Below are 21,986 nucleotides of genomic sequence, written 5' to 3'. Positions count from 1 at the left end.
CAGTAATACTTATAATATAAACAATCTGGACGGCGATGATAAGGGTAAGAACGGTTTTAATTGTTTTTGCCCGGCAGAGCGCAGGAATTATCTGTATTTCTCAGCGATCTCAAGTATATAATTCCGGAAGGCATCGACATATGATTTAGGCTCAACAATCTGCAGCCTTGTTCCGAATCCAGCCAAAAAATCAAACCCGAAACTATTATCAGGAACAAGGAATGTTGCCATGAACCGTTCAGGACCGCAGTACTCTATACTCTTATGTCCATACCTTTCAATAAACTGATCCTTTATGCCCGGCGAAATCAACGCTTTAACTGTGACCAGTTCCGGTTGATAGCCCGTGGCCTGTGCTTGTTCCACGGAATCCTCTCTGACGCTAAACGATTGCTCATGCATGCAAGGATCATTGATGCGGGATATTTTGAATGTCCTGTATCCCATTCGCTGCAAGCAGAAGGCTTTGAGGTACCAGCTGGATTCGCTAAAGTGAAGCTGATAGGGCTCAGCAGTCCTTTTCGTCACAATGCCGTTTTTATCTGTATAGTCAAAAGAAACAAGTCTCCTCTTCAGTATTGCTGCTTGAAATACCGCCAGGGTTTGACTGAGCTCAGAGCGGCCCTCCCAGTTATAAAAAGAAAGCCGGATGGCGCTTTTCGGGGCCAGCGGACCTACCATGGCTTCTATTTTTTTAATTGTTCTCTCAACTTCCCCGCTGATTAAAATTTGCTCAAGGCCACTCAGCGCAGTCAAGATGTTCTCTAAGTCAGCGCTGGTTAAAAGCCGTTTATCCATCTTGTATTCATTCAGAATACCGTAGCCCCCGTTGACTCCATTGACTGAATAAACCGGAATATTAGCTAAGCTCAAGGCTTCCATATCGCGAAGAATCGTCCTTTTGGAAACATTAAATAACTGCGCGAATTCTGTGCTGGAAACAACCTCTTTCCTCAGCAAAATCATAATAATAGAAATTAGTCTCTCAACCTTTTCCATCGGCTCACCTCTTTTCTACACTTCAAAAAAACAGTGACAATAAGGTGTCACCTATCATCCATTATACTTCCTTTATAACAAGAAGGAGGCAGTATATATGGCAGCTATTGCGTATCTGAACTTTAACGGAATTGCAGAACAAGTGATTGATTTTTATTCAAAGGCTCTACACGCAATCGAAGTAAAGAAAGCGAAGTATGGGGATATCCCCCAGAATCCAAGCTACCCGATGCCGGAAAACGAGCTGAATATGATCATGGAATCTTCGATAACATTCACTGGCGGGAAAATTATGTTGTCGGACGTTCTGCCTTCCATGAAGGCTGTGACAGGTGAGCTTATGACAGGAAATAATATACTGATTAGCCTGGTCATTGATGATAAGCAAAAACTGGGGGAATACTTCAACGGTTTATCTCAGGGCGGAACGGTCATCATGCCGTTATCTGACACTCCCTGGTCTTCTTGCTTCGGGATGCTGGTTGATAAATTCGGGGTGAACTGGAAATTCAATAGCGATGCAGATCTGTTTTTAGATAAAATAACAGCCAGCACACAGTAACAGTAAAAAAAGACGGCTCCCCGCAATCTTCCCGGGAACCGTCTTTTTTAAATATCAGCTTCGGCAGCACATTAGCTTATGCCGCTCTTACTTTTACAAACTAAGCAAGCTCTGCACTCACCAGGCCGCGGATAAAGCTCTCCACATTCTTGGCCAAATATGTAACCTTATGGTTATTCGCCAGATCGACATAGACTACTTCCGGCTCCCCGTCATTGCCGGCAGGCCTGTAGTCGAGCATTACAACTCCTTGATCGGCCGATGGCGCATCGCAGATGACCACGCCAAACTCAGGATAATTCCATTCGTCTATGACTGCCAAGCTTCCCTGCTCCCCGCAGAGTGAGTATTTCTTATCCCGGCCGATGCCGCGGATTCCGGAGATGACAATGTGATCCTTGCCGGCTTCGGCAGCCTGGTTCCCCAGCGGGTATTTCGTGTTGCGGGGAACGCCGCCGTTCTGCTGCTTCATCACGGCAATGTAGAAGTCCGGCAGCTTGAACACCAGTTGCTCCTGCACGGATTCAATCAGTTCGTCCGTGAGCGGCTCAGACACATAGTTCTCCTGCCCCTCTGCGCCGTCTGCCCAAAAATTAGCACCATCGAACTTCGGCAGAGGCCGCAATCCGGACGTCTTTTTGGAGGAGGCTTCTGCTGCTGCAGCTCTGGCTGCTTTTTTGGCTGCTTTGCGCCGGCTCAGCGCCAGAAACTCGAGTGTATCCTCGTCTTCAGGCTCCAGCTCGTCAGCGGTTTCAAATGCGCTGACAGCTTTGTCATACTGCTTCAGATAGTAGTAGGAAAACCCGACACGGTAATGCCAGAGCGGATCATCCTCGCCTTCCTCCTCAACAGACATAAGCTGCTCCAGCGCATCTTCGTAACGCTCAAGGTTAAGCAGCGCTCTGCCTAAATGGCTGACCAGCACATAATCCCGGTCCTCCCCGGGGATTTCCATCACTGCATCCACAATTTCCTCAAACTCGTCTTCTTCATGCCATAATTCCAACTGTTCCACAAGCTGCTCGCTCATCGTTTCAGGCCTCCCAGTTTCATAACGCTCATACTGGTGAAAATTATACCATTTCTACCGGGTGCTTCTCCACCTGACGCATCACAAGGGCAGATACGCACATTATTTGCATACCCCGGCACATTTATTTTCCTGCCAAATATAGTATGCTGATGAAAAAGATGAGAGGATGTCCGCTGTGCAGCAGAAGGATGTTGTAATCGGAATAGACGGCGGAGGAACGCATACCCGGGTCATCGCCGCAGATATTCAGGGAAATATACTAGCCTACGCTATAAAAGGAAGCGCTTCAATCTACCGGGAGTCCTCTGTGCAGATGAATGTACAATCGGCAATCAGAGACGTAATGAGCAGCGGCGGAATTGAGGCAGACCGGATTGCCGGAATCGCCGCCGGTATTGCCGGTTATGATTCACCTGAGGATCTGGAGTGGATTACTCCGCTTACCGCGGTTCCAGGCTTAGCCTGTCCCAGATGGCATGTGAATGATGCCCTTATTGCCCATTACGGGGCCCATCTGGCCCGGCCGGGCATTATCGCCATCGCAGGCACCGGCTCCATTCTGATTGCCATTAATGAAGAGGGACGCTATTTGCGTAATTATGATTTCCATCATTATGCTGCCAGTGCTGCCCGGCTGCTTGGCTATGAGGCGGTTTTTGAGGTACTGGCCGGGCATACCGGTTCCAGCGATGAGCGGCTTGTTGCCAGGATGCTGGCGCATTGGGAGGTACAATCTTTGGACGAGCTATACAGCCAAGCCTCCGGGGGCTTCGACGCTGACCGCAAAGCACGCGACCGGTGCTTCGGCCGGTTCGCGCCGGCAGTCACCGAAGAGGCAGCGCTCGGAAGCGCTGCCTCGATCCGGGTCTGCGACCGGGCTATCCGTCAGATGAAGACCGGCATTGAGCTGCTTGGCGCTGCCTTTAAGCAGGACCATGTACCGGTCGCTTTCATTGGAAGTGTAGCGTGCAGCAGCTATTTCCAGGCCAGGCTGCAGGAGGAGCTGGAGATTGCCACTAACAAGCAATATTCAGTGGTACAACCGCAGCTCCCCCCTGCAGCAGGAGCCATACTGTATGCGCTGGAGCAAGCCGGCCTGCCGGTTACGGACGGGATCATACACCGCCTGCAGCCTAGCGGCTTGCTGCTCCGGCAGGCGCTTGAGCAAAGCTCTTTTACAGCTTCACCGTTCCATCCTTAGGGTTCCAAGTAAAGGTTAAACCAAACAGCGGGGTCAGGCTGCTGAGCGGAATATACAGGCGGCCGTTAATATTTTGTGAAGCCAGGATGCTTACCTCCCTGCCGTTCACCTTAGCTGTCCCGCTTAGCGGTTTGTGGACTGCTGTGTAGTTGCCTAGGGTAATAATCAGCGATCCGGTAGCCGGCTCCTGCTTCAGGCTCCCTCCAAGGAGTACTACCGACTCCCGCAGCGGAATATACACACGTGAGTTCTCCAGCACAAAAGAATCCTTAACCTTAACCGTCTCTCCATCTACGATAAAAGCGCCAGCCAGCATCGCCGGTCCTGCGGAATAGCCGTGTTTGGCAGCAATGCTTTTCAGATCGAGGCTGGAGGTTGTAATGATTACAGGAGTATTCTTAGCCACCTTCGGATACAGCCAGTGGATGTCGTCATTGTGCATACGGATGCAGCCTGCGCTGACATATTTGCCGATCGAGGACTCATTGTTATTGCCGTGAATGGCATAGGTCGTTCCGTACGTTCCGTTCACCTCGAGCCCCAGCCAGCGGTCGCCGAGCGGATTGGACGGATCGCCGCCGGGGATATTTTCTTTGTAATAAGGCCTGTTTTTGGCTTTGAGCACCATCCGGAAAGTTCCTTCCGGGGTCAGATTCTTGGTTTTGCCTGTAGCGACCGGAAATACCTTTTCGAGCTTGCCGCCGCTAAAAAAGCCCAGTGTGTTCGTTTTTTTATTGACGACAATCAGGTCCGAGGATGCCGCAGCGCCTGCAGCAGCTGATGCCATCCCGGGAAAACAGGCCGTAAACAACAGTAAAAATACCAGCGGCAGCTTGATGCCCAGCAGCCTGCCCGTTCTGTTACGTCCGGCGGTTCCTTGCTCTTTCATGTTGCCCCACCTCCACCTTATGGGTTAATCTGGAAATCTCTTTTATACATAGACGGTGTTGTTACGGAGAAGTTGCAGCCCGGCTTGTACCTATTTGCATCGGTTTGTCCGCATAATAAATGATCATGAATATTGGGTCCAGCCTCCAGAGATAATAAGCCTGCAATACCAAACCGATACTGCCAAGGAGGCAACGACCTTGAATTCAAATCTTTCCAGCCAGATCAGCCAGTGTGAATCCATTATTCAGCAGCTTGTCGCCCAGACTCAGCAGGCCAGCCAAAACTACCAGCAGCTTCTCCAGCAGGAGCAGCAAAACGCAGTCAAGCTGGAGGAACTGGCACAGCGCGAGCACAAAGCAAGCCAGGTGATTCAGCAAGCCCTGCAGGGTCACAGTACGGCTGTGCAGCAGCTGCAGCAGGTTACTCAAACCCTGAGACAGCTGGAGCAGAGTTCCCAGACTGTCAGCTACAATACAGCTCCAAGCTATAACACAAACCCAAGCTATAATACCGCTCCAAGCTATAGCACAAACTCAAGCTATAATACCGGGCTCCCGCATTTTAATACAGGAGCAGCCAGTTATAATACGGAGCATACAAGCTCCAATACAGGTGCTAACGGATATACTCCGTCGTACAGCTCCTCCTACAATCAGCAGCCTTTGCATACACCACTGCATACACCGGCTGATTCTTCCGTACAATCACACATTGGTACCGGCAGCAGCATGAGCCCATCCGGCTCCATCGGCCGGATCGGAGCCCTTGGAGCTATCGGCTCCATTGGCGGGCAGAGCCAGAGCTATGGCTCGTCCATGAACCAGGGCCGCAGCTTCCAGTAATCAGGATTCAAAAAGAAGGCTTCCGGACATTGCGCCGGGAGCCTTCTTTTTTGTGATCTGGCAGGGCTATTTCGGTGGCGGTGCCGGAATAAAGGGGCTGATGGCCTTGCGGGGCGGGGTCAAGGGCCGGAATCAAGGGCATTTTTGCCTCTCGTTCCGTGGATTTGGCCTCCTGGGCCGGAATCAAAGGCACTTTTGCCTCTCATTTCGCGGATTTGGCCTCGCGGGGCGGAATCAAAGGCACTTTTGCCTCTCATTTCGCGGATTTGGCCTCGCGGGCCAGAATCAAAGGCACTTTTACTCTCGTTCCGTGGATTTGGCCTGGCGGGGCGGAATCAAAGGCACTTTTGCCTCTCATTTCGCGGATTTGGCCTCGCGGGGCGGAATCAAAGGCACTTTTGCCTCTCATTCCGTGGATTTGGCCTCGCGGGCCGAAATCAAAGGCACTTTTGACTCTCATTTCGGGCTTTTGGCCTCGCGGGCAGGAATCAAAGGCATTTTTGCCTCTCATTTCGCGGATTTGGCCTCGCGGGCAGGAATCAAAGGCATTTTTGCCTCTCATTTCGCGGATTTGGCCTCGCGGGCAGGAATCAAAGGCACTTTTGCCTCTCGTTACGCGATTTTGGCCTCCTGGGGCGGAATCAAAGGCACTTTTGCCTCTCATTCCGTGGATTTGGCCTCGCGGGCCAGAATCAAAGGTACTTTTGCCTCTCATTCCGCGGATTTGACCTCGCGGACAGGAATCAAAGGCACTTTTGCCTCTCGTTACGCGCAGTACGGCAAATTTCCCCACGCCATCGTTACGGGATAAATTAGTTTATACTCAAAAAGGCTGTCTCTCGCAGATTGTTTGCGACGGAAACAGCCTTTGCAATGTGCATTGAAGCGTTGAGCTTTAGCAATGTGCTTTGAGCGTTGGGTATTGAGCTTTGAGCAATTGAGCGTTTTGAACTTTGAGCATAACAATGTTATCGGGCAATGTGCCCATTCGTCACGTGCCGCACCTTTAGTAGCTCCCGATAGCTGCTTAGACCACCAGCCGGCCCCGTTTCTCCGCCATGCTGATCACCGCTTCTACGCCGGAGTTGAACTCCAGGAAGTCACTCTCCACGCCATCACTGAAGATAACGCCATCCTCCGGCATCTGCGAGGTAATCCGCAGCGGCTCATTACCGCTGACCCGGCCAAACACCACGCCGGCGGAAGTGGTCCGGCTCGGAAAGGGCTCCCTAACCGTAAAATACAGGTTAGGGTCATCCCAAGCCAGCCGGCTGTCCATGCCGGCTCCTGCACCCGCGGCCTGCCCATACCTGCCGCCGTCACGGGACACTCCCGCCGTAGCGGCACCCTCATCGGCTTCCTCACCTGCTGCCTGCCCCTGCCCCGCGACGCCAGGCAGTCCAGCGGCAACACCGCCCGCAGCTTCCCGGGCCGCCAGCCCAAGCCCGGCCGCGCTGCGGGTGATGCCCGCCGCCCCGGCAAGCACGCTGCGCAGCCAGCCGGTGGAGCCAAGGCCGGTCGACACGATGATGCCGCTGGAGGACTGCTGCTCGGCAGCACTGCCGTGCTGCAGCAGATAGCGGGCAGATACATGCGTCCTGCGGCCGATGAACAGGTCGTTCACGCCGTACAGGCTCTGGCCGTCGTTCAGCTCGGCCTTGGCCAGCGTCACTTCCCGCACCTGCCGGCGGCTGCGGAATACCTCCGGCAGCAGCAGCCGCAGATCCTTGACGGTGAACGGCAGCAGCACGCCGTCCCAGCGCTGCGGATCGGGATTCACGCCGATCAGCGGCTGCGCCTGCAAATATTTTAACGTATTGGCTACAAGACCGTCCTGTCCCAGCACGATTACCGTATCCTCATCACCAAAAATAAAGTTCGGCACATGCTGCCGCTCCAGCACCTGCACCCGGCCAAGGGCGCTCAGCTCGATAACCGCAGTCTCCACCGCCTGGCGGTAGGTAAGGTCCTCGCTGATATAATCACTGAAATCCGCGCCCAGCCGCTCAATATAGAACTGGGCCTGCTGAACTGTGTTATAACGGACAACCAGCTTCTCCAGCCGGGTCTTTCGCTTGACCAGTACGATTTTGTTCTCCGATATCCGTCCCCCGCTGCTCATCATCGTCCAACTCCCTTCTACGCATCTGAACCGACGCTCATTATTTGCAAATTTCACCACACTTGCCTGTCACTCATTGTCTGCCTGCTTCTATGACTCAACCTGCTCGCAATCTTCAGCTTCCTGCTCCATGATCTTCCTGTTCCATTCTCTCTTCCTCTGCTCCGCCGCTCATCGTCCACCCGCTCCCCTCGCTGTACCGCTGCCAGTGCCGCCTGCAGAGCCGGCCATAATCCCCTGCAGCAGATCAGGTGTGATGTTCAGCTGCCCGATTTTGCCGGCGTTCTCGGCCAGCTCCTGGAAGGCAATGGCGATCAGCTTATCCGGCTTCATGCCGACATTGGTCAGCGCCTGCAGTACATTCGGCGATACGCCCTGCAGCGAGTTCATCACCGCCGACAGCTCGTAGGCTTTGGCATCCGCCTCGGCCTTCTGGTTGGCAACGGTCAGGCCGATCAGCTCCTGCTTTTTCTCCTCAAGGGCTGTGTCAAAGCTGAGCTGCTCCTCCTTCATCTCGTTCTGCTTCTGCTTCACGAACCGCTCGGAATCCAGCTGAGTCTGGCGGATCTGCTTCTTTTTCGTCTCTACAGCAATCTCGGTATTCAGCTCGTTTTCCTTCACACGGCGTTCCTGCTCAATCGATGCATTCCGGCGTTCATAAAGCGCATTATCGGCACTGCGGAGAATTTCCTCCCGGGCCTGCGCCTCCAGTGCGCGGAGCGTCTCCTTGTTCGGCACAACCGCCAGTATGGAGAGTCCCATCAGCTCGATACCCAGCTTTTCAATCTCCGCATTCCGCTCAATCTCCTGGGTAATTGTCTTGGCCAGCCGCTCACTTGACTGGATCGCCTGGCGCAGAGGCAGCTGCTCCAGCTGCTTTTTGGTCAAAACCTTAGCCACATTAATAACCCGCTGGGCCAGCTTGCCCGGATCGTCAGACAGGTAGGTGTTCTTTTTCAAATTGTAGGTATAGTTAAGGATTTGCGTCGTTTTGCTGTAATCGACAATCCTGTAGGTCAGCTGGCCCTGCACTGTTACCGTCTGGTAATCAGCTGTAATCTCTTCGAACATGAACGGGACATCAATCGAGGAAACAGGAACTACAATAACCGAGGTCGTAGGCACATAATAGTAAAAAGAAAGCCCCACTCCTTCGCGCACCACCTTGCCGTTTTTCACCTTAAGCACGTATTCACTCGGCTGGAATTTCACGAATCTGAATCCGAACATGGTCATTACCTCCTGTATCTTTGTTATTAACATTTTGTTATTAACATCACTTTAACATACCATCTTGATATTATCAACATGTTAATAACAATATTTTCATAATTAATTTATCCTCCGCCAACACGTTCGCTGCAAAATTAGGATCAGCCGGCAACCTGGACACTTCATGGTCCGAATGTACTTTTAAAATAATGCAGATACGTTTACCGCCCGTTCCGTCCTGTTTTGTACAAAACCAATTCCATCCCCCGCGTTTGTCCATTGAGCCGCAGAAGGCTTTACTTTATGATGGTGCAAGCGAGAATGATTCTCAGTAAATAAGATCGTAATTCAATTGGGAGGTACTTTTATGTTAAAAAAAGCAAGACAACCCTTAGCCGTTCTGTGCGTTATTTTCCTGATGAGTGCACTTCTGCTCGCCTGCGGAAATAATAACGGACAGCCGGAGAGCAATAGCGCCGCAAATACAGCAGCCAACACTGCTGCAAGTGCAGCGCCGTCTCCTGAAGCTTCTGATACTGCGGCTGCAGCAGGGACACAATCGTATACAGACTACATGGACCATACGGTTGAGATTCCGGTGAATCCTGAGCGCATTGTATATTCGGGCGAAACCTACGGCGATCTGGTTGCCCTTGGTGTGCAGGCTATCGGCTACCCGCTGTCTATGGGGGAAGGGCAGGTTTTCGAGGACAAGCTGGCGGGAGTTGAGGATGTCGGCTTCCCGATCAATCTGGAAAAGACCCTTGAGCTTCAGCCTGACCTGATCATCTATGCCGGAACGGATGAAGCAGACTTTGAAGCATTGTCCAAAATCGCACCAACGGTTATCTTTAATACCTTCGGACCGCTGGAGGAACGGATGACCAAGCTGGGCGTTCTGCTGGGTAAAAAGCAGGAAGCGGAAGACTGGCTGGAGCAGTACAAAACAAGCAAAACTGCAATGTGGGAGCAGCTGAAGGCTGCCGGCGTGAAGGAAGGCGAAACCGCTTCTGTCTTCACTTACTATCCGGGTGACCGGCTGTTCGTAATGGCTGCGACCGGGCTGTCGCAGGTGCTCTACGGGGAGGGCGGCTTTAAAGCCCCGGCTCCTATACAAGCTCTGCTGGATGAGGGCACCGGCTTCCAGGAAATTTCCATGGAGGTAATCAGTCAATATGCGGGTGACCGGATTTTTGTCCTGACTCCTGTAGCTGATGAGGCCAAACAGTCCACAGATGTCATGATACAGAGTGAGATCTGGAAGAGTCTCCCTGCTGTCAAAAATGGCTACGTCTACACGCAGGACATCATGAAAACCTCTGCCGACGCCACGACCAGAGAATGGCTGCTTACAGAATTGCCGCGCCTGATGGGCGGAAAATAAGCATATATTAATCATACTGGGCCGGACCCGGGCCTTCTGAATGCAAAAAGCTTATCAACAACCGTTGATAAGCTTCTTTGTTTTGGCTACAATAAGTTTATTTGATAATCATTCTCACCTACAAAAGGGAGGTCCGCTCATGCTGCCATCACCTACGCCGCCCGCCCCGCTGCATTCATTGCTGTTTCAATTGGCAGAGGCCTCGCTGGCCGTTCAGCCTGCCATGTCCTCTACGGAGCCGCAGACAACACAAGCCCATCTGCTGCTTATCTGTACCGGCGGCAGCGGCGGGCTGACATTCCCGGGCGGGACCGTTGATCTGAGTGCAGACAGATGCTTTCTCCTGTCTCCCGGAACTACATATACAGCAGCTAATCCGGAAACGACACTGTATTATTATCAGCTCTCCTTCCATGTCTATCAGACCGCCGGGGACTTGAAACCTTATCTGCAGGAGCTGTTGACCGGTAGACAGGAGCTCCTTGTTCATCCGTTTACCCGGGTCATCCGTCTGGCGGAGGAAATAACCGCATATCCGGAGGACTGCAGTGAAGTCCAGCAGTACAGGCAGCAGCTGAAATTCCAGGAGCTGTTACTGCTGCTTCTGGAGCATAACTATCACTCGGATGAGGCGCCAAGCCCGGCAGAGTCTGTGGAAGGCACTCTTACCTATATGCAGGAGCATTATATGGAGAGCATCACGGTCAAGCAGCTGGCCGGACAGGCGGGAGTCTCACTCTGGCAGTACACTCCGCTCTTTCAAAAGCTTACCGGCCAAAAGCCGCTCGAATATCTGACCGGGCTGCGCATCAGCCGCTCGAAGCAGCTGCTGCTGGAATCGGCTGAGCCGCTGCGGGAGATCGCCCGGCTGTCCGGCTTTTCCGATGAATATTATTTCAGCCGCCGCTTCCGCCAGATTACCGGGGTCACCCCCGGCCAATATGCCGTAGCGCAGCGCGGGAAGCTCACCGTCCAGGATTGGACCGGCCATACGGTGGAGATTCCGGAGCGGCCAAGGCGGATCGTCTACCATGGCGAGACGATCGGCGATCTGCTTGCACTCGGCGTGAAGCCGGTCGGCGGCGACGAGGAATTTGCCCGGAACAGCGTCTATAAGCACAGGCTGAAAAGACTGGCCAATGTCGGATTCCCGCTGAATCCGCAGCTGACGGCCTCGCTTCGCCCGGACCTGATCATCATCGCCAATCCCGATGAGAAGGTGTACAAGCGGGTCGCGGGCATCGCCCCCGCCCTAACCTTCGATTCGTTCGCTCCGCTGGAGCACCGCATGCGGACACTGGGCGGCTGGCTCGGCAAGCAGCGCGAGGCCGAGGCCTGGCTGGCCGGCTTCGCGGCCAGGAACGCCGCCATGTGGCAGCGGCTGTACAGCAGCGGCGTGCTCTCGACCGGCGAAACTGCCTCTGCGCTGATTTTTGACCATGGCAAGCATCTATATGCCATGGGACTAAGCGGGCTGTCCAGCGCGCTGTATGCTCCGGGCGGCCTGCGGCCGACTGCGGAGATCCAGGCGGTGCTGGACGCTGAGCTCGGCTTCGCCGAGGTCGATCCGCAGCAGCTGCATGCCTACGCGGGAGACCGCGTCTTCATGCTGATCCCGGAACGGGAGGACTCCCGCGCAGCGATGGATGCGCTGCTCGAAAGCCCGTCCTGGCGCAGCCTGCCGGCCGTGCAGCAGGGCCAGGCCTATTTGCTGGACAGCAGCAAATGGAACTTCAGCGACGCGCTCACCCGCGAGCGGCTGCTGACGCTGCTGCCGAAGGTGCTGGGCGGGCACGGCACCGCCCAGTAACGCGTAAGGCCCCGCCACTTGGATGGCGGGGCCTTGTTGCAGCTGCGCTAGGGCGTGAGATCAACGGGAATAACCCGTTGACCTGTGCTCACGCAGCGCGAATGCCCTGAATCACGGGAGTTTAACCGTTGGTCGGGGCGGGCATTTCCGGTGGAATCAGAGGCATTTGTGCCTCTGATTTACGCCACAGGCCCGCTTTCAGCGTACTCAGAGGCATTTGTGCCTCTGATTCCCGCCACGGGCCCGCTTCCGGGGCATCCAGAGGCATTTTTGACTCTGATTCCGGCCATGGGCCCGGTTTCCGGCATATTCAGAGGCACTTTTGACTCTGATTTCCGCCACGAGCCGCTTTCGGCGCATTCAGAGGCATTTTTGACTCTGATTCCCGCCACGAGCCCGCTTTCGGCGATTTCAGAGGCATTTGTGCCTCTGATTTACGCCACGGGCCCGCTTTCAGCGATTTCAGAGGCATTTGTGCCTCTAATTGACCGCCTCGGGCCCGCTTTCGGCGATTTCAGAGGCATTTGTGCCTCTAATTGACCGCCTCGGGCCCGCTTTCGGCGATTTCAGAGGCATTTGTGCCTCTGATTCCCGCCACGGGCCCGCTTCCAGAGCATTCAGAGGCATTTGTGCCTCTGATTTACGCCACGGGCCGGCTTCCGGCGAAATCAGAGGCATTTGTGCCTCTGATTTCGGCTACGGGCCCGCCTTCGACGATTTCAGAGGCATTTGTGCCTCTGATTTACGCCACGGGCCGGTTTCCGGCGCATTCAGAGGCATTTGTGCCTCAGTTTCCCGCCACGGGGCCGCTTCCGGCGAAATCAGAGTCATGTCTGCTCTGATTCCCACCTAACACCTGCCCCCGCACTACGCACAGACGCCTCTCCATGGTCGTTTAACTATCTAGCTATCTCTGCGGAGGTATACTCTATCCTCAGCACAACAATCCCCTGCTTACGTACAGCGTCAGGCAGCTGCACTATCAGCCCTTTCACTTCGCGGCTCCATTCGAGCGGCTCGTTCCAGCCGAGCAGCTCGACCTTGCCGATCTCACCTGACAGCAGCTTGCAGCCGCTGCCCAGCGTCCCGACGACAGCTGTTCCGTCCTCAGGCCAGCCCATGACGGAGGCATACAGCAGCTTGTCGCCTCTGGCCGTGAAGCGCACATCCTGCGCAGTGAACGGGCTGCGCTTCGTATCGTTGAAGGTGCCGCTGACGATTTGCGTCGGCCCCTCGCCGTAAACCTTCCACGGCCGGGTGCCGTAAATGGCCTCACCGTTAACGGCCAGCCAGTCGCCCACCTCGCGCAGCAGCGCCTGCTCCTCTTCAGGAATCGTACCGTCCGCACGCGGGCCGACGTTCAGCAGCATGACGCCGTTTTTACTGACAATATCGACCAGATCGCCGAGGATCGCCCCTGAAGTCTTATACTTATGGTCGGCAATATGGCACCAGGCCGTTTCCCCAACTGAGGTACAAGTCTGCCAGACCTCCGGATTAATATCAGCCAGCTGGCCGCGTTCCATATCATAGACGGCTGTCCCCTCGGCAAAAGCATCAAATTTATAATTGATGACTGTTCCCTGGCCCCACTCGGCAGCTTTGTTGTAATAGTAGGCAGCCAGCTTTTGCAGATACGGCTTAAAGACAGGCTGTTCAATCCACCAGTCGAAGTAAAGCAGCTGCGGGCCGTAACGGTCGATCAGATCACAGGTACGCACCAGCCAGTCGTCCAAAAACTCCTCGTTAGGAGGCAGAATCGGCAGCGGATAAGCCGGATCGCCGTAGGTAGGCTGCGCCGGGCCATAAAGCTCTGCGAATGCCGGGTCCTGCACATCGGACGGAATATCCCGGCCGCCGTTATAGTACCACCAGTTCTCCGCCCGGTGGCTGGACACGCCGAAGGTCATATAATGCCGGCGTACCGCCGCTGCAAGTTCTCCGACGATATCGCGTTTCGGTCCCATTTTGGCAGCGGTCCACTCGGAATACGGGCAGTCATACATGGTGAAGCCGTCATGATGCTCAGCCACGGGAACAACAAACGCCGCACCCGCCCGCTTGAACAAGGCTGCCCATTCCTCGGCATCGAATTTCTCCGCTGTAAACTGCGGAATGAAATCCTTATAGCCAAAAGTATCCGGTGAACCGTAGGTAGCTACATGATGCTCATACACTTCAGTTCCCTCACGGTACATATTGCGTGCATACCACTCCGTCCCGAAGGCCGGCACAGAATACACCCCCCAGTGTATGAAAATGCCGAATTTCGCATCCTCATACCAGCGCGGAACCGAATAGGCACCGAGAGAGCTCCACTCCGCCCGGAACGGGCCGTTTTCTATAGCGGCGCTGATCTCAAGCTTTTTGGCTTTGCGCAGTTCATGTAGCGTTGACTTTGACAAGCAGCTCACCTCTTCCAGAAATTCAAAATCTGCCGGACAGCCTCAAGCCGACCGGGATCAACCGGTCTAAGCGGACTGCCAGCCTCTCTTACTGCAGAGCCGAAATGCACGCTGCCTACTGCCGTTTGCTCCAAAAAATCCTTAAGCCCCTCTGCTGTCAGCCCGCTGCCGGCCAGAATCGCGGGCTGATGCCGGATGGACGCCAGACGCTGAAGGACAGCTATCCGCTCCGCACCCTCCGGAGCAGTAGCCTTGCTGCCGGAAGTCAGCACATCCGTAATTTGCTTGTAGCGGGATAACACGTCCAGTGCTTCCAGCTGATCCGGAATCTCATCAAACGCGCGGTGAAAGGTCACATCCATTCCGTCTGCCGCTTCAAGCAGGCGCTCCAGCAGCTCCTCATCGACAGAACGGTCCGCGCGGAGCACCCCTGTAACCAGTGAAAGACCGCCCGCAGCGCGGATGTAGCGGATGTCACGCAGCATCACGGCAACGTCCTCCGCGTCATAGCAAAAGGATCGCGCATGCGGCCGTACCATCACCCTCACAGGAATCGAAACAGCTTCCCGCACCGCTTCAATCAGGCCCAGGCTGGGCGTCAGGCCGCCCTCAAGCATCCCCGTAATCAGCTCAATCCGGTCAGCACCGTGGCGCTCGGCGGTGACCGCATCCTTTACAGTTGTGGCGATAACCTCTAACAGCATCTTCAGTTCGCTCCTTATATATAGGGTCAGTCCGGCAAATCTGTCAGGCAGCTTTATTCTTTCTCCATACCTGTTCTATCCGGCTTTTGGCAAAACCTTTTTCTTTCCATACTACACCGGGTAGCTCTGCTCCCTATCCATAATCAGCTTAGCCGCCCCAAGCATCCCGGCCTCATTGCCAAGCCGGGCCGGCAGCACCTTAATGGACAGCGGGGATAACACCGCCAGCCTGCTTAGCCACGTCTCCCACCAGATAGAGTGGGAGTCAGCCACCCCGCCGCCGATAATAACGGCGGCAGGATCAAGATACGACTGGATGTTATGCACAGCATAGCTGAGATCATCCAGATACGCCTCAACCGCGCCCGCCGCCAGCGGATGCCCGGCCGCAAAAGCGTCCAGCAGCCGGCGCCCGTCCCAGCCGGCAAAGACCTCCGCTGCCCGGCGGCCCAGCGCCGTGCCGGACAGATACTGCTCGGCGCAGCCGCGCTGCCCGCAGTTGCAGGGCAGCCCGCCGGGGTAGAGTACGGCATGGCCGAACTCCCCGGCGGCCCCTTGGCTGCCGGACACCGGCGCGCCGCGGTGAAGGAACGCTCCGCCGACGCCGGTGCCCAGCGTCAGCATCGCGAAGCTGCCCAGCCCGGCGGCTGCGCCGAGCCAGCCCTCGCCAACCGCCGCAGCGTTGGCATCGTTCTCCGCCGCGGCGGGCAGGGCAAATTCGGCTGTCAGCGCCTCAGCCAGCCGCATGCCGGTCCAGCCCGGCAGATTGTCCGTTGCATAGCGGACAATCCCTTCCGCGGCGTCGATCCGCCCGGCGCTGCCGACGCCGATGCCCCCCACATCCGCGCCTTCGGCCAGCAGGGCGCGGATGACGTCTTTCAGCGCGCGCAGAATGCCTGCCGCGCCTTCAGTGACCGGAGTTGCCGCCTTGCTGCGGGCGGCAATGACACCCCGGGCATCAATCAGCGCAGCCTTGATGCCCGTGCCCCCGAGGTCGGCGCCGATGTAATACCGGCTCACGACCCGCCCCCGGGAGGCGAAGCTCCGCGCATCGCCTCCACATACCGCCCGGCGATCCACTGCGGGCGGGTAATGGCCGAGCCGACCACGACGAAGGCCGCCCCCAGGCGCAGCGCCTCTGCCGCCTGCTCCGGCCGGCAGATTCCGCCTTCGGCTACAACCGGAACCGGAAGCGCAGCGGCCAGCTTTTTCAGCAGCGAAAGGTCCGGAAGCTCTGTGCCTGCAGTCTCGGCGGTATATCCGCTCAGCGTAGTGGAGACATAGTCCGCCCCCCATGCCGCCGCCTGCACCCCTTCCTCAAACGTTGCAATATCAGCCATTACGGTCACTCCCGACTGCTTCAGTCCGGCAATCGTCTCCTTCAGGGAACGCCCGTCCGGCCGTGGCCTCCCTGTCCCGTCGATAGCTACAATATCTGCACCGGCGGCATGAATGTCCAGCGCATCCTCCAGCGTCGGCGTGATGTAGACCTCACAGCCTTCGGTCTGCTGTTTGACCAGCCCGATTACCGGCAGGCTGGTTTCTTCTTTGATAGCTTTTATGTCAGCCACCCCGCCGGCGCGAATGCCTGCAGCTCCCGCCTCCTTCGCCGCCCTGGCCATAGCCGCCATGTGATGGCTGCCGTGAAGCGGCTCATACTCCAGCGCCTGGCAGGACACGACCAGCCCGTGCAGGGGAATTGCTGCCTTTTTTCCAGCGTCCATTAAGCCCTCACTCCTTAGCCATTGATTTAAACCTGAATCTGCCCAGTAAGCTGAACGTTAACCCTTATCTTTTATCTGCGGTAACCATGGATCAGCGTTCCGATTCGGCTGTACTCATAGAATTAAGCCCGAAACGATCGGCTATTTCCAAAGAATGCTTGGACCTCCCGCCGCCGCTCGCGGTTGAAATCCGCAGACTGGTTATGCCGGTTATGCGATGGTAGCGGGCCTTTTTGCGAAAGGCTGGAAAGGAATGAAGGAATTAGTTGGATAAAAGCAGCCTAAATTCATTCCATATGCGCCCGAACAGAATTTAGTTGGAAAAATGTCACTTAAATCCGCAGTTTTAATGCAATACGCGTACTAAGCTCAAAATTAGATTACTTTTTTCCACCTAATGCCTGTAATTCACGAAAAACAGCAGAATTAAGGTACAAAAATCCACCTAAATCCAATCCCGGCATTCACGGCATTCCCGGCTTTCCCGGCTTTCCCGCACCCCGGGCACCCCGCCAGCCCCCGCATCCCCAGCACAATCCCGAACGATCCGCACACCCCAAGCTGCCCCCGCTCCATTCCCAAGCTCATCCTCTACCCCTTAACAGCACCGCCCACCAGACCTTTAATAATGAACCGCTGTACGAACAGGTACAGGATGATAATCGGCAGCGCCACCAGCGCGGCACCGGCGAACATCTGCGGCCAGTTGGTGTTGTATTGGCTTTTGAAGGCCATCAGGCCGACAGGCAGCGTGCGCATTTCCGGCGAGGACAGGTAGACCAGCGGATTGAAGAAGTCATTCCACGAATTGATCGCCACCACAATCACGCAGGTAGCCGTAATCGGCAGGGTCAGCGGAAAAATAATCTGCATAAACGTCCGCCACGGCCCGCAGCCGTCCACCAGCGCCGCCTCTTCAATCTCTGTCGGGACGGTTTTAAAGAAATTCACATACAGGAAGATCGGCAGGGCCAGCCCCGAAGCAATCTGGATCAGCGACAGCCCGATATGCGTATTAAGCAGATTCACCTGGCGCAGCACCAGAAATGCCGGAATCGTACCGGAGAAAGCCGGCAGAATGAGGCCCATCAGGAAAAAGGTCGACATCGCATCCGATTTGTAGCGTTTGCCGTGGTGCAGGCCGTAAGCGGCCAGTACCGAAACGCCGATTGCGGCGGCGGTGGTCATAACCAATACGAGAATACTGTTACCGAAGTAGGGCAGCAGATTACCGGTCTTGAAGGCCTCCGAATAATTGCTCCACTGCGGATCTTTGGGCAGGCTCAGCGGATTAACCGTCGACGGGGTCTGAAGTGAGACGGAGACCAGCACAGCCATCGGCACCAGCACGATAATCAGGGCGACAATGAGCACGGTGTAAATTGAAGTTTTCTGCAGAGTTGTTGTCAATTCGCCACCTCCATACGGCTGAGCAGTTTTATCTGTACATAGGTCACTGCCAGAATCATCACGGACAGAATCATCGCCATCGCGGTGCCGTAGCCCATTTGCGAGGTTTTGAAGGCATACTGGTAGATCATGATGCCAAAGGTCTGGGTCGAGTTGGCCGGTCCGCCCTGGGTCATGATGAATACATGCTCGAACATTTTCATGCAGCCGATAACCGACAGCACGGTGTTCACAATAATGGACGGAATCAGCAGCGGCAGAGTGACCCGCCAGAATTTGTTCCAGGGCCCGGCACCGTCAATGCTCGCAGCCTCATAGATTTCACCCGAAACCGATTGCAGGCCAGCCAGATAGATCATCATCGAGTAGCCTGTGTACTGCCAGACCATGACGAGCGCAATTGCATAAATCGCCAGCTTCGGGTCACCCAGCCAGTCCAGGGCGGCCAGTCCGTGTAAACCGATCGCGTCAAAAAACTTCGGCAAAAACCCGACCATCGGTGCATACATGTAGCTCCACACATACCCGATTACGACGGTGTTCAGAATGACCGGGAAGAAAATAACCGCCCGCATCCAGACAATCCCTTTAAGCTTCTGGTCAAGCAGCACGGCCAGCAGAATCGAAAAGCTGTGCTGCAGCACGATAACGACAACCGAGAGAATGAGCATATTTTTCAGCGCGGTGAGCAGCAGCGGATCACGGAAAGCCTCGCGGAAGTTCTCCAGCCCCACCCAATCCGCCTTAAACGAAAAGCCGTTCCAGTCCGTGAATCCGTAATACAGGCCGCTGAAGATCGGTCCGGCAAAAAACAGCAGATAGATGAGAAGCGCTGGTAGAATGAACAGTATATAGTTGCGGAAATTCATGAATTTCATGTTGCGCCTCCGTTTCTTACCCCAAAATGGGTAAAAAAAAGAAAAGCCGGCGAAAGACAGAGCTGTCCTTGTTCTGAGCCTTCGCCTATTCTTTTCTGATTCGTGTGTTGGTTTCAGTTGTCTAAGAGACTCTAGATATCCTTATTCTGTGCAGCCTGCAGCTGCTCCAGCAGCTTGGACGTATCCACATCCTGCTTCAGCAGAATCTGCTGGAAGACCGGGAACATTACCGGCTCGATGGATGAGGTCATGCTCGGAAAAATCTGCGCTTCACTGGCTTCCACCAGCGGCTGCAGCGATGCGGCAAGCGGGCTGTAGGTATCGGAGGTGCCGCCTTTGACCGTTACGGCCTGCTTGGTTTCATCGGACCAGATTTTGGCGATTTCCGGGTCTGCGACGAATTCCATGAACAGCTTGATCTCCTCCTGATGCTTGCTCCAGGACACGCCTACCAGCAGGTTATCAGATACCAGATTCGTTACGAGCGGCTGGTCGCCCCGGTTAACCGGAATCGGGAACGCGCCAAGCTCAAAGGCGGAGAAATCGGCATCAAAGTTCTCGCTGTAGCCCCATTCGCCCATCGGCCACATCGCAGCCTTGCCTTCCTTGAACACCTGCGCTACCTGGTCATAGCTCAGCCCGACAGAGTTCTCCAGCAGATAGCCTTTATCCGCCAGCTCCTTCATCCCGTCAAAATAAGTGCTGAACTCCGGATCGGTCCACTTCTTCTCTCCGCTGGCCAGCTGTGCGAAGACATCCGGGTTGTCATGCTGGTATAGGCCGAACTGGGAAGTGGTGATGAACTGGGTGGCCCATCCGTCCTTGCTGCCGATGACCATAGGTGCGGTGCCGCCGGCTTTAATCTGTTCGCTGACAGCGAGCAGCTCATCCCATGTCTGCGGAATCTCAAGGCCAAGCTCGCCGAACAGTGTTTTATTATAGAACATTACGATTGGCTGGCTGTTGTACGGAACGCCATAGGTTTTGCCGTCCACCGTACCCAGCTTCACTGCTGCTTCCAGGTAATTATCCAGCCAGGGGCTGCCGGTAATATCCATCAGGACATCTTCTTTGGAGAACTCGGCCACCTGGTTAGGGAACAGCCAGAGCATATCCATATCGGACTTTGAGACAATCCGGGTACGGATGATTTCGCGGAACTGGTCATAGACCTTGTCATGCTCGATCGTGATGTAAGGATACTTTTCCTGGAATTTATCAACCACCGTCTGGCTGACCGGATTCCAGGTTGTCAGCTTCAGCACCATCGGCTCTTTATCAGCCCCGCTGCCTGCAGCATTTGTTGCTGTCCCCGCCGCTGCACTGTTGCTGTCCGATGCGGCATTGCTGCCGCAGCCGGCAAGAACGGCCAATAGACTGAGACTCCATAACGATGACCGCCAGAACCCCTTTTTCCCACTCATATGTTAGCCTCCCTGACATAAAGTAAATTTCTTAAACCCATATTACCGTTTATGCGTCAGGTTAAATACCGTATTAACTTGCTGCTTTACAGCTATTTATTGCTTACTTAATAGCCTCTGCAGGCTCCAAAAGCTGAAGCCGGCGGAAAAATAGATGAAAATTGCTTATTAGCGCAAAAATTTGCTATTTCCGTGCAACGCTATTGATTGCGGAATTCCAGCGGTGTCAACCCGGTGTCATCTTTGAACAATTTACTGAAATAATGCGGGTTCGCATAGCCCAGCTTTTCCGCCACCTCGTACACCTTATCGTTGCTCTCACGCAGCAGCCTGCGGGCCAGCAGCATTTTTTTGGCCGTCACATATTCATTGAAATGCTGCCCGGTCTCCTTGAGAAACAGGCGGCTCAGGTGACTGACACTGACATGTATCTGTTCCGCCGTACGGGCAAGCGTAAGATCCTCCAGCAGATGCTCATCAATAAAAGCCGTCGCCAGCCGGATCACTCCGCTAAGTCTTCCGCCGGTTTCCGGTTCCTGCGCGGCAGCAGCCCTGTAAGCTTCCGGCAGCTCACACGCTGTCCGGTGAATCCCGCTGCAGGTGTAGGCGAGGCGGATGCCGAGCATTTTATCCAGCCCCTGGTTGAGCTGCTCCAGATCACCCCGCAGCGCTCCGGCGTCCGCCTGCGCTGCATCCAGCGGCAGCAGCCAGACCAGTTCCCTGTCTTCCGTGTTAAGCAGCTGGCCGCCCCATTCACGGGAAATGTACTCCTCCAGGTAATAGCGGAAGGACATAAACCGGGCCTGGCCGGCCGTTTCCGCGGCACTCCCCTCTGCCATACGCAGCACTGCAAGCTGCCAGCCCCGGCCGTAACGCTGCTCCAGCCCAAGCTGCTGCCACCTCTGCGCACAATCAGCCGGCGGCTCACCTGCTGTAAGCAGCTCCAGCAGCAGGCTCTCACGGTCTTTATCTGTATAGCCCTGCGGCTGCTCCTGCTGGTGAAGCTCCTCCAGCGTCGCCGCCGCTTTGCGCAGGGCAGCCGCAATTTCCTCCTCCGCCATCGTCGGCTTATGCAGATAATCCACGACTCCAATCCGTACGGCTTCCTTGACATAAGGGAAATCCTCAAAGCTGCTGAAAAAAATAATCTGCACCCTGCCGTACTGCTCTTTAATCCGGCGCGCCAGCTCAAGGCCGTCCATACCCGGCATGCGGATATCCGTCATTACGATATGGATCTCCTCCTCCGCAAGCACCTTGAGCGCTTCAAGCCCGTTCGAGGCCTCTGCCTTCCAGGCGATTTCCAGCTCATCCCAGTTCAGCATATATCTAAGGCCCAGCCTGACTATGGTCTCATCCTCCACCACAAGCAAATTCCACATCAT

The 21,986-nt window shown here is 55.1% G+C and carries 19 protein-coding genes; 6 read left to right on the top strand and 13 right to left on the bottom strand.

Going from position 1 to position 21,986, the window contains the following annotated elements; all coding sequences use genetic code 11:
* Positions 1-87: 87 nt before the first annotated feature.
* The gene (locus R70723_RS05135) at positions 88-999 is read right to left on the bottom strand and encodes a helix-turn-helix transcriptional regulator (protein ID WP_039870291.1); all 912 of its coding nucleotides are present in this window, start codon (positions 997-999) and stop codon (positions 88-90) included.
* A 97-nt stretch (positions 1,000-1,096) separates the two neighbouring features.
* Between R70723_RS05135 and R70723_RS05130 the strand changes: the two genes are divergently transcribed.
* Positions 1,097-1,561, top strand: a complete 465-nt coding sequence (locus tag R70723_RS05130) for a VOC family protein (protein ID WP_039870288.1) — start codon at positions 1,097-1,099, stop codon at positions 1,559-1,561.
* 100 nt (positions 1,562-1,661) lie between these two features.
* On the opposite strand, the gene R70723_RS05125 is transcribed toward R70723_RS05130, so the two are convergent.
* Positions 1,662-2,591, bottom strand: a complete 930-nt coding sequence (locus R70723_RS05125; RefSeq protein WP_039870286.1) for an SMI1/KNR4 family protein — start codon at positions 2,589-2,591, stop codon at positions 1,662-1,664.
* Positions 2,592-2,769: 178 nt separating this feature from the next.
* Between R70723_RS05125 and R70723_RS05120 the strand changes: the two genes are divergently transcribed.
* Positions 2,770-3,795, top strand: coding sequence for an N-acetylglucosamine kinase (locus tag R70723_RS05120; RefSeq protein ID WP_076418460.1), 1,026 nt, complete (start codon positions 2,770-2,772; stop codon positions 3,793-3,795).
* Here R70723_RS05120 and R70723_RS31410 read toward each other — a convergent pair.
* Positions 3,770-4,684, bottom strand: coding sequence for a L,D-transpeptidase family protein (locus R70723_RS31410; RefSeq protein ID WP_081957216.1), 915 nt, complete (start codon positions 4,682-4,684; stop codon positions 3,770-3,772). The genes R70723_RS05120 and R70723_RS31410 overlap by 26 nt on opposite strands.
* A 199-nt stretch (positions 4,685-4,883) precedes the next feature.
* Here R70723_RS31410 and R70723_RS34325 point away from each other — a divergent pair, with 199 nt between their 5' ends.
* Positions 4,884-5,528: a hypothetical protein gene (locus R70723_RS34325; protein ID WP_305954262.1), complete on the top strand. Its 645-nt coding sequence runs from the start codon at positions 4,884-4,886 to the stop codon at positions 5,526-5,528.
* Positions 5,529-5,580: 52 nt separating this feature from the next.
* The gene (locus R70723_RS05105; protein ID WP_039870283.1) at positions 5,581-6,339 is read left to right on the top strand and encodes a hypothetical protein; all 759 of its coding nucleotides are present in this window, start codon (positions 5,581-5,583) and stop codon (positions 6,337-6,339) included.
* Between the two features lie 216 nt (positions 6,340-6,555).
* Here the strand turns inward: R70723_RS05105 and R70723_RS05100 are convergent, their stop codons facing one another.
* Entirely contained in the window at positions 6,556-7,653 is a 1,098-nt protein-coding gene (locus tag R70723_RS05100; RefSeq protein ID WP_372238256.1) for a diacylglycerol kinase catalytic domain-containing protein, read from the bottom strand.
* 168 nt (positions 7,654-7,821) lie between these two features.
* On the bottom strand, positions 7,822-8,880 hold the full coding sequence (locus R70723_RS05095; RefSeq protein WP_039870277.1) for an SPFH domain-containing protein: 1,059 nt from the start codon (positions 8,878-8,880) through the stop codon (positions 7,822-7,824).
* 349 nt (positions 8,881-9,229) lie between these two features.
* Here R70723_RS05095 and R70723_RS05090 point away from each other — a divergent pair, with 349 nt between their 5' ends.
* Positions 9,230-10,246: an ABC transporter substrate-binding protein gene (locus tag R70723_RS05090; RefSeq protein ID WP_047171030.1), complete on the top strand. Its 1,017-nt coding sequence runs from the start codon at positions 9,230-9,232 to the stop codon at positions 10,244-10,246.
* 139 nt (positions 10,247-10,385) lie between these two features.
* Complete coding sequence (locus R70723_RS05085; protein ID WP_039870275.1) at positions 10,386-12,056, top strand: AraC family transcriptional regulator; 1,671 nt, start codon at positions 10,386-10,388, stop codon at positions 12,054-12,056.
* A gap of 899 nt (positions 12,057-12,955) precedes the next feature.
* On the opposite strand, the gene R70723_RS05070 is transcribed toward R70723_RS05085, so the two are convergent.
* From R70723_RS05070 to R70723_RS05035, 8 genes are all read right to left on the bottom strand, one after another.
* Entirely contained in the window at positions 12,956-14,470 is a 1,515-nt protein-coding gene (locus R70723_RS05070; protein WP_231574828.1) for an alpha-L-fucosidase, read from the bottom strand.
* Positions 14,467-15,165 (bottom strand): copper homeostasis protein CutC, encoded by a 699-nt coding sequence (locus tag R70723_RS05065; RefSeq protein ID WP_179088070.1) that lies wholly within the window; start codon positions 15,163-15,165, stop codon positions 14,467-14,469. Before R70723_RS05065 ends, R70723_RS05070 begins: the two co-directional genes overlap by 4 nt.
* A 111-nt stretch (positions 15,166-15,276) precedes the next feature.
* Positions 15,277-16,185, bottom strand: coding sequence for an ROK family protein (locus R70723_RS05060; RefSeq protein ID WP_039870268.1), 909 nt, complete (start codon positions 16,183-16,185; stop codon positions 15,277-15,279).
* Positions 16,182-16,889: an N-acetylmannosamine-6-phosphate 2-epimerase gene (locus R70723_RS05055; RefSeq protein ID WP_047171028.1), complete on the bottom strand. Its 708-nt coding sequence runs from the start codon at positions 16,887-16,889 to the stop codon at positions 16,182-16,184. The genes R70723_RS05060 and R70723_RS05055 overlap by 4 nt, the downstream gene beginning before the upstream one ends.
* Positions 16,890-17,480: 591 nt before the next feature.
* Complete coding sequence (locus tag R70723_RS05050) at positions 17,481-18,299, bottom strand: carbohydrate ABC transporter permease (RefSeq protein WP_039870267.1); 819 nt, start codon at positions 18,297-18,299, stop codon at positions 17,481-17,483.
* Positions 18,296-19,177 (bottom strand): carbohydrate ABC transporter permease, encoded by an 882-nt coding sequence (locus tag R70723_RS05045; protein WP_039870266.1) that lies wholly within the window; start codon positions 19,175-19,177, stop codon positions 18,296-18,298. The genes R70723_RS05050 and R70723_RS05045 overlap by 4 nt, the downstream gene beginning before the upstream one ends.
* A 131-nt stretch (positions 19,178-19,308) precedes the next feature.
* Positions 19,309-20,601, bottom strand: coding sequence for an ABC transporter substrate-binding protein (locus R70723_RS05040; protein ID WP_039870265.1), 1,293 nt, complete (start codon positions 20,599-20,601; stop codon positions 19,309-19,311).
* Positions 20,602-20,801: 200 nt separating this feature from the next.
* Positions 20,802-21,986, bottom strand: coding sequence for a response regulator transcription factor (locus tag R70723_RS05035; RefSeq protein ID WP_231574827.1), 1,185 nt, complete (start codon positions 21,984-21,986; stop codon positions 20,802-20,804).

The sequence above is a fragment of the Paenibacillus sp. FSL R7-0273 genome, from assembly GCF_000758625.1.
Lineage (GTDB): Bacteria > Bacillota > Bacilli > Paenibacillales > Paenibacillaceae > Paenibacillus_AQ.
The sequence above is the reverse complement of the archived record's forward strand: the minus strand, read 5'-3'. Positions and strand labels throughout refer to the sequence as shown.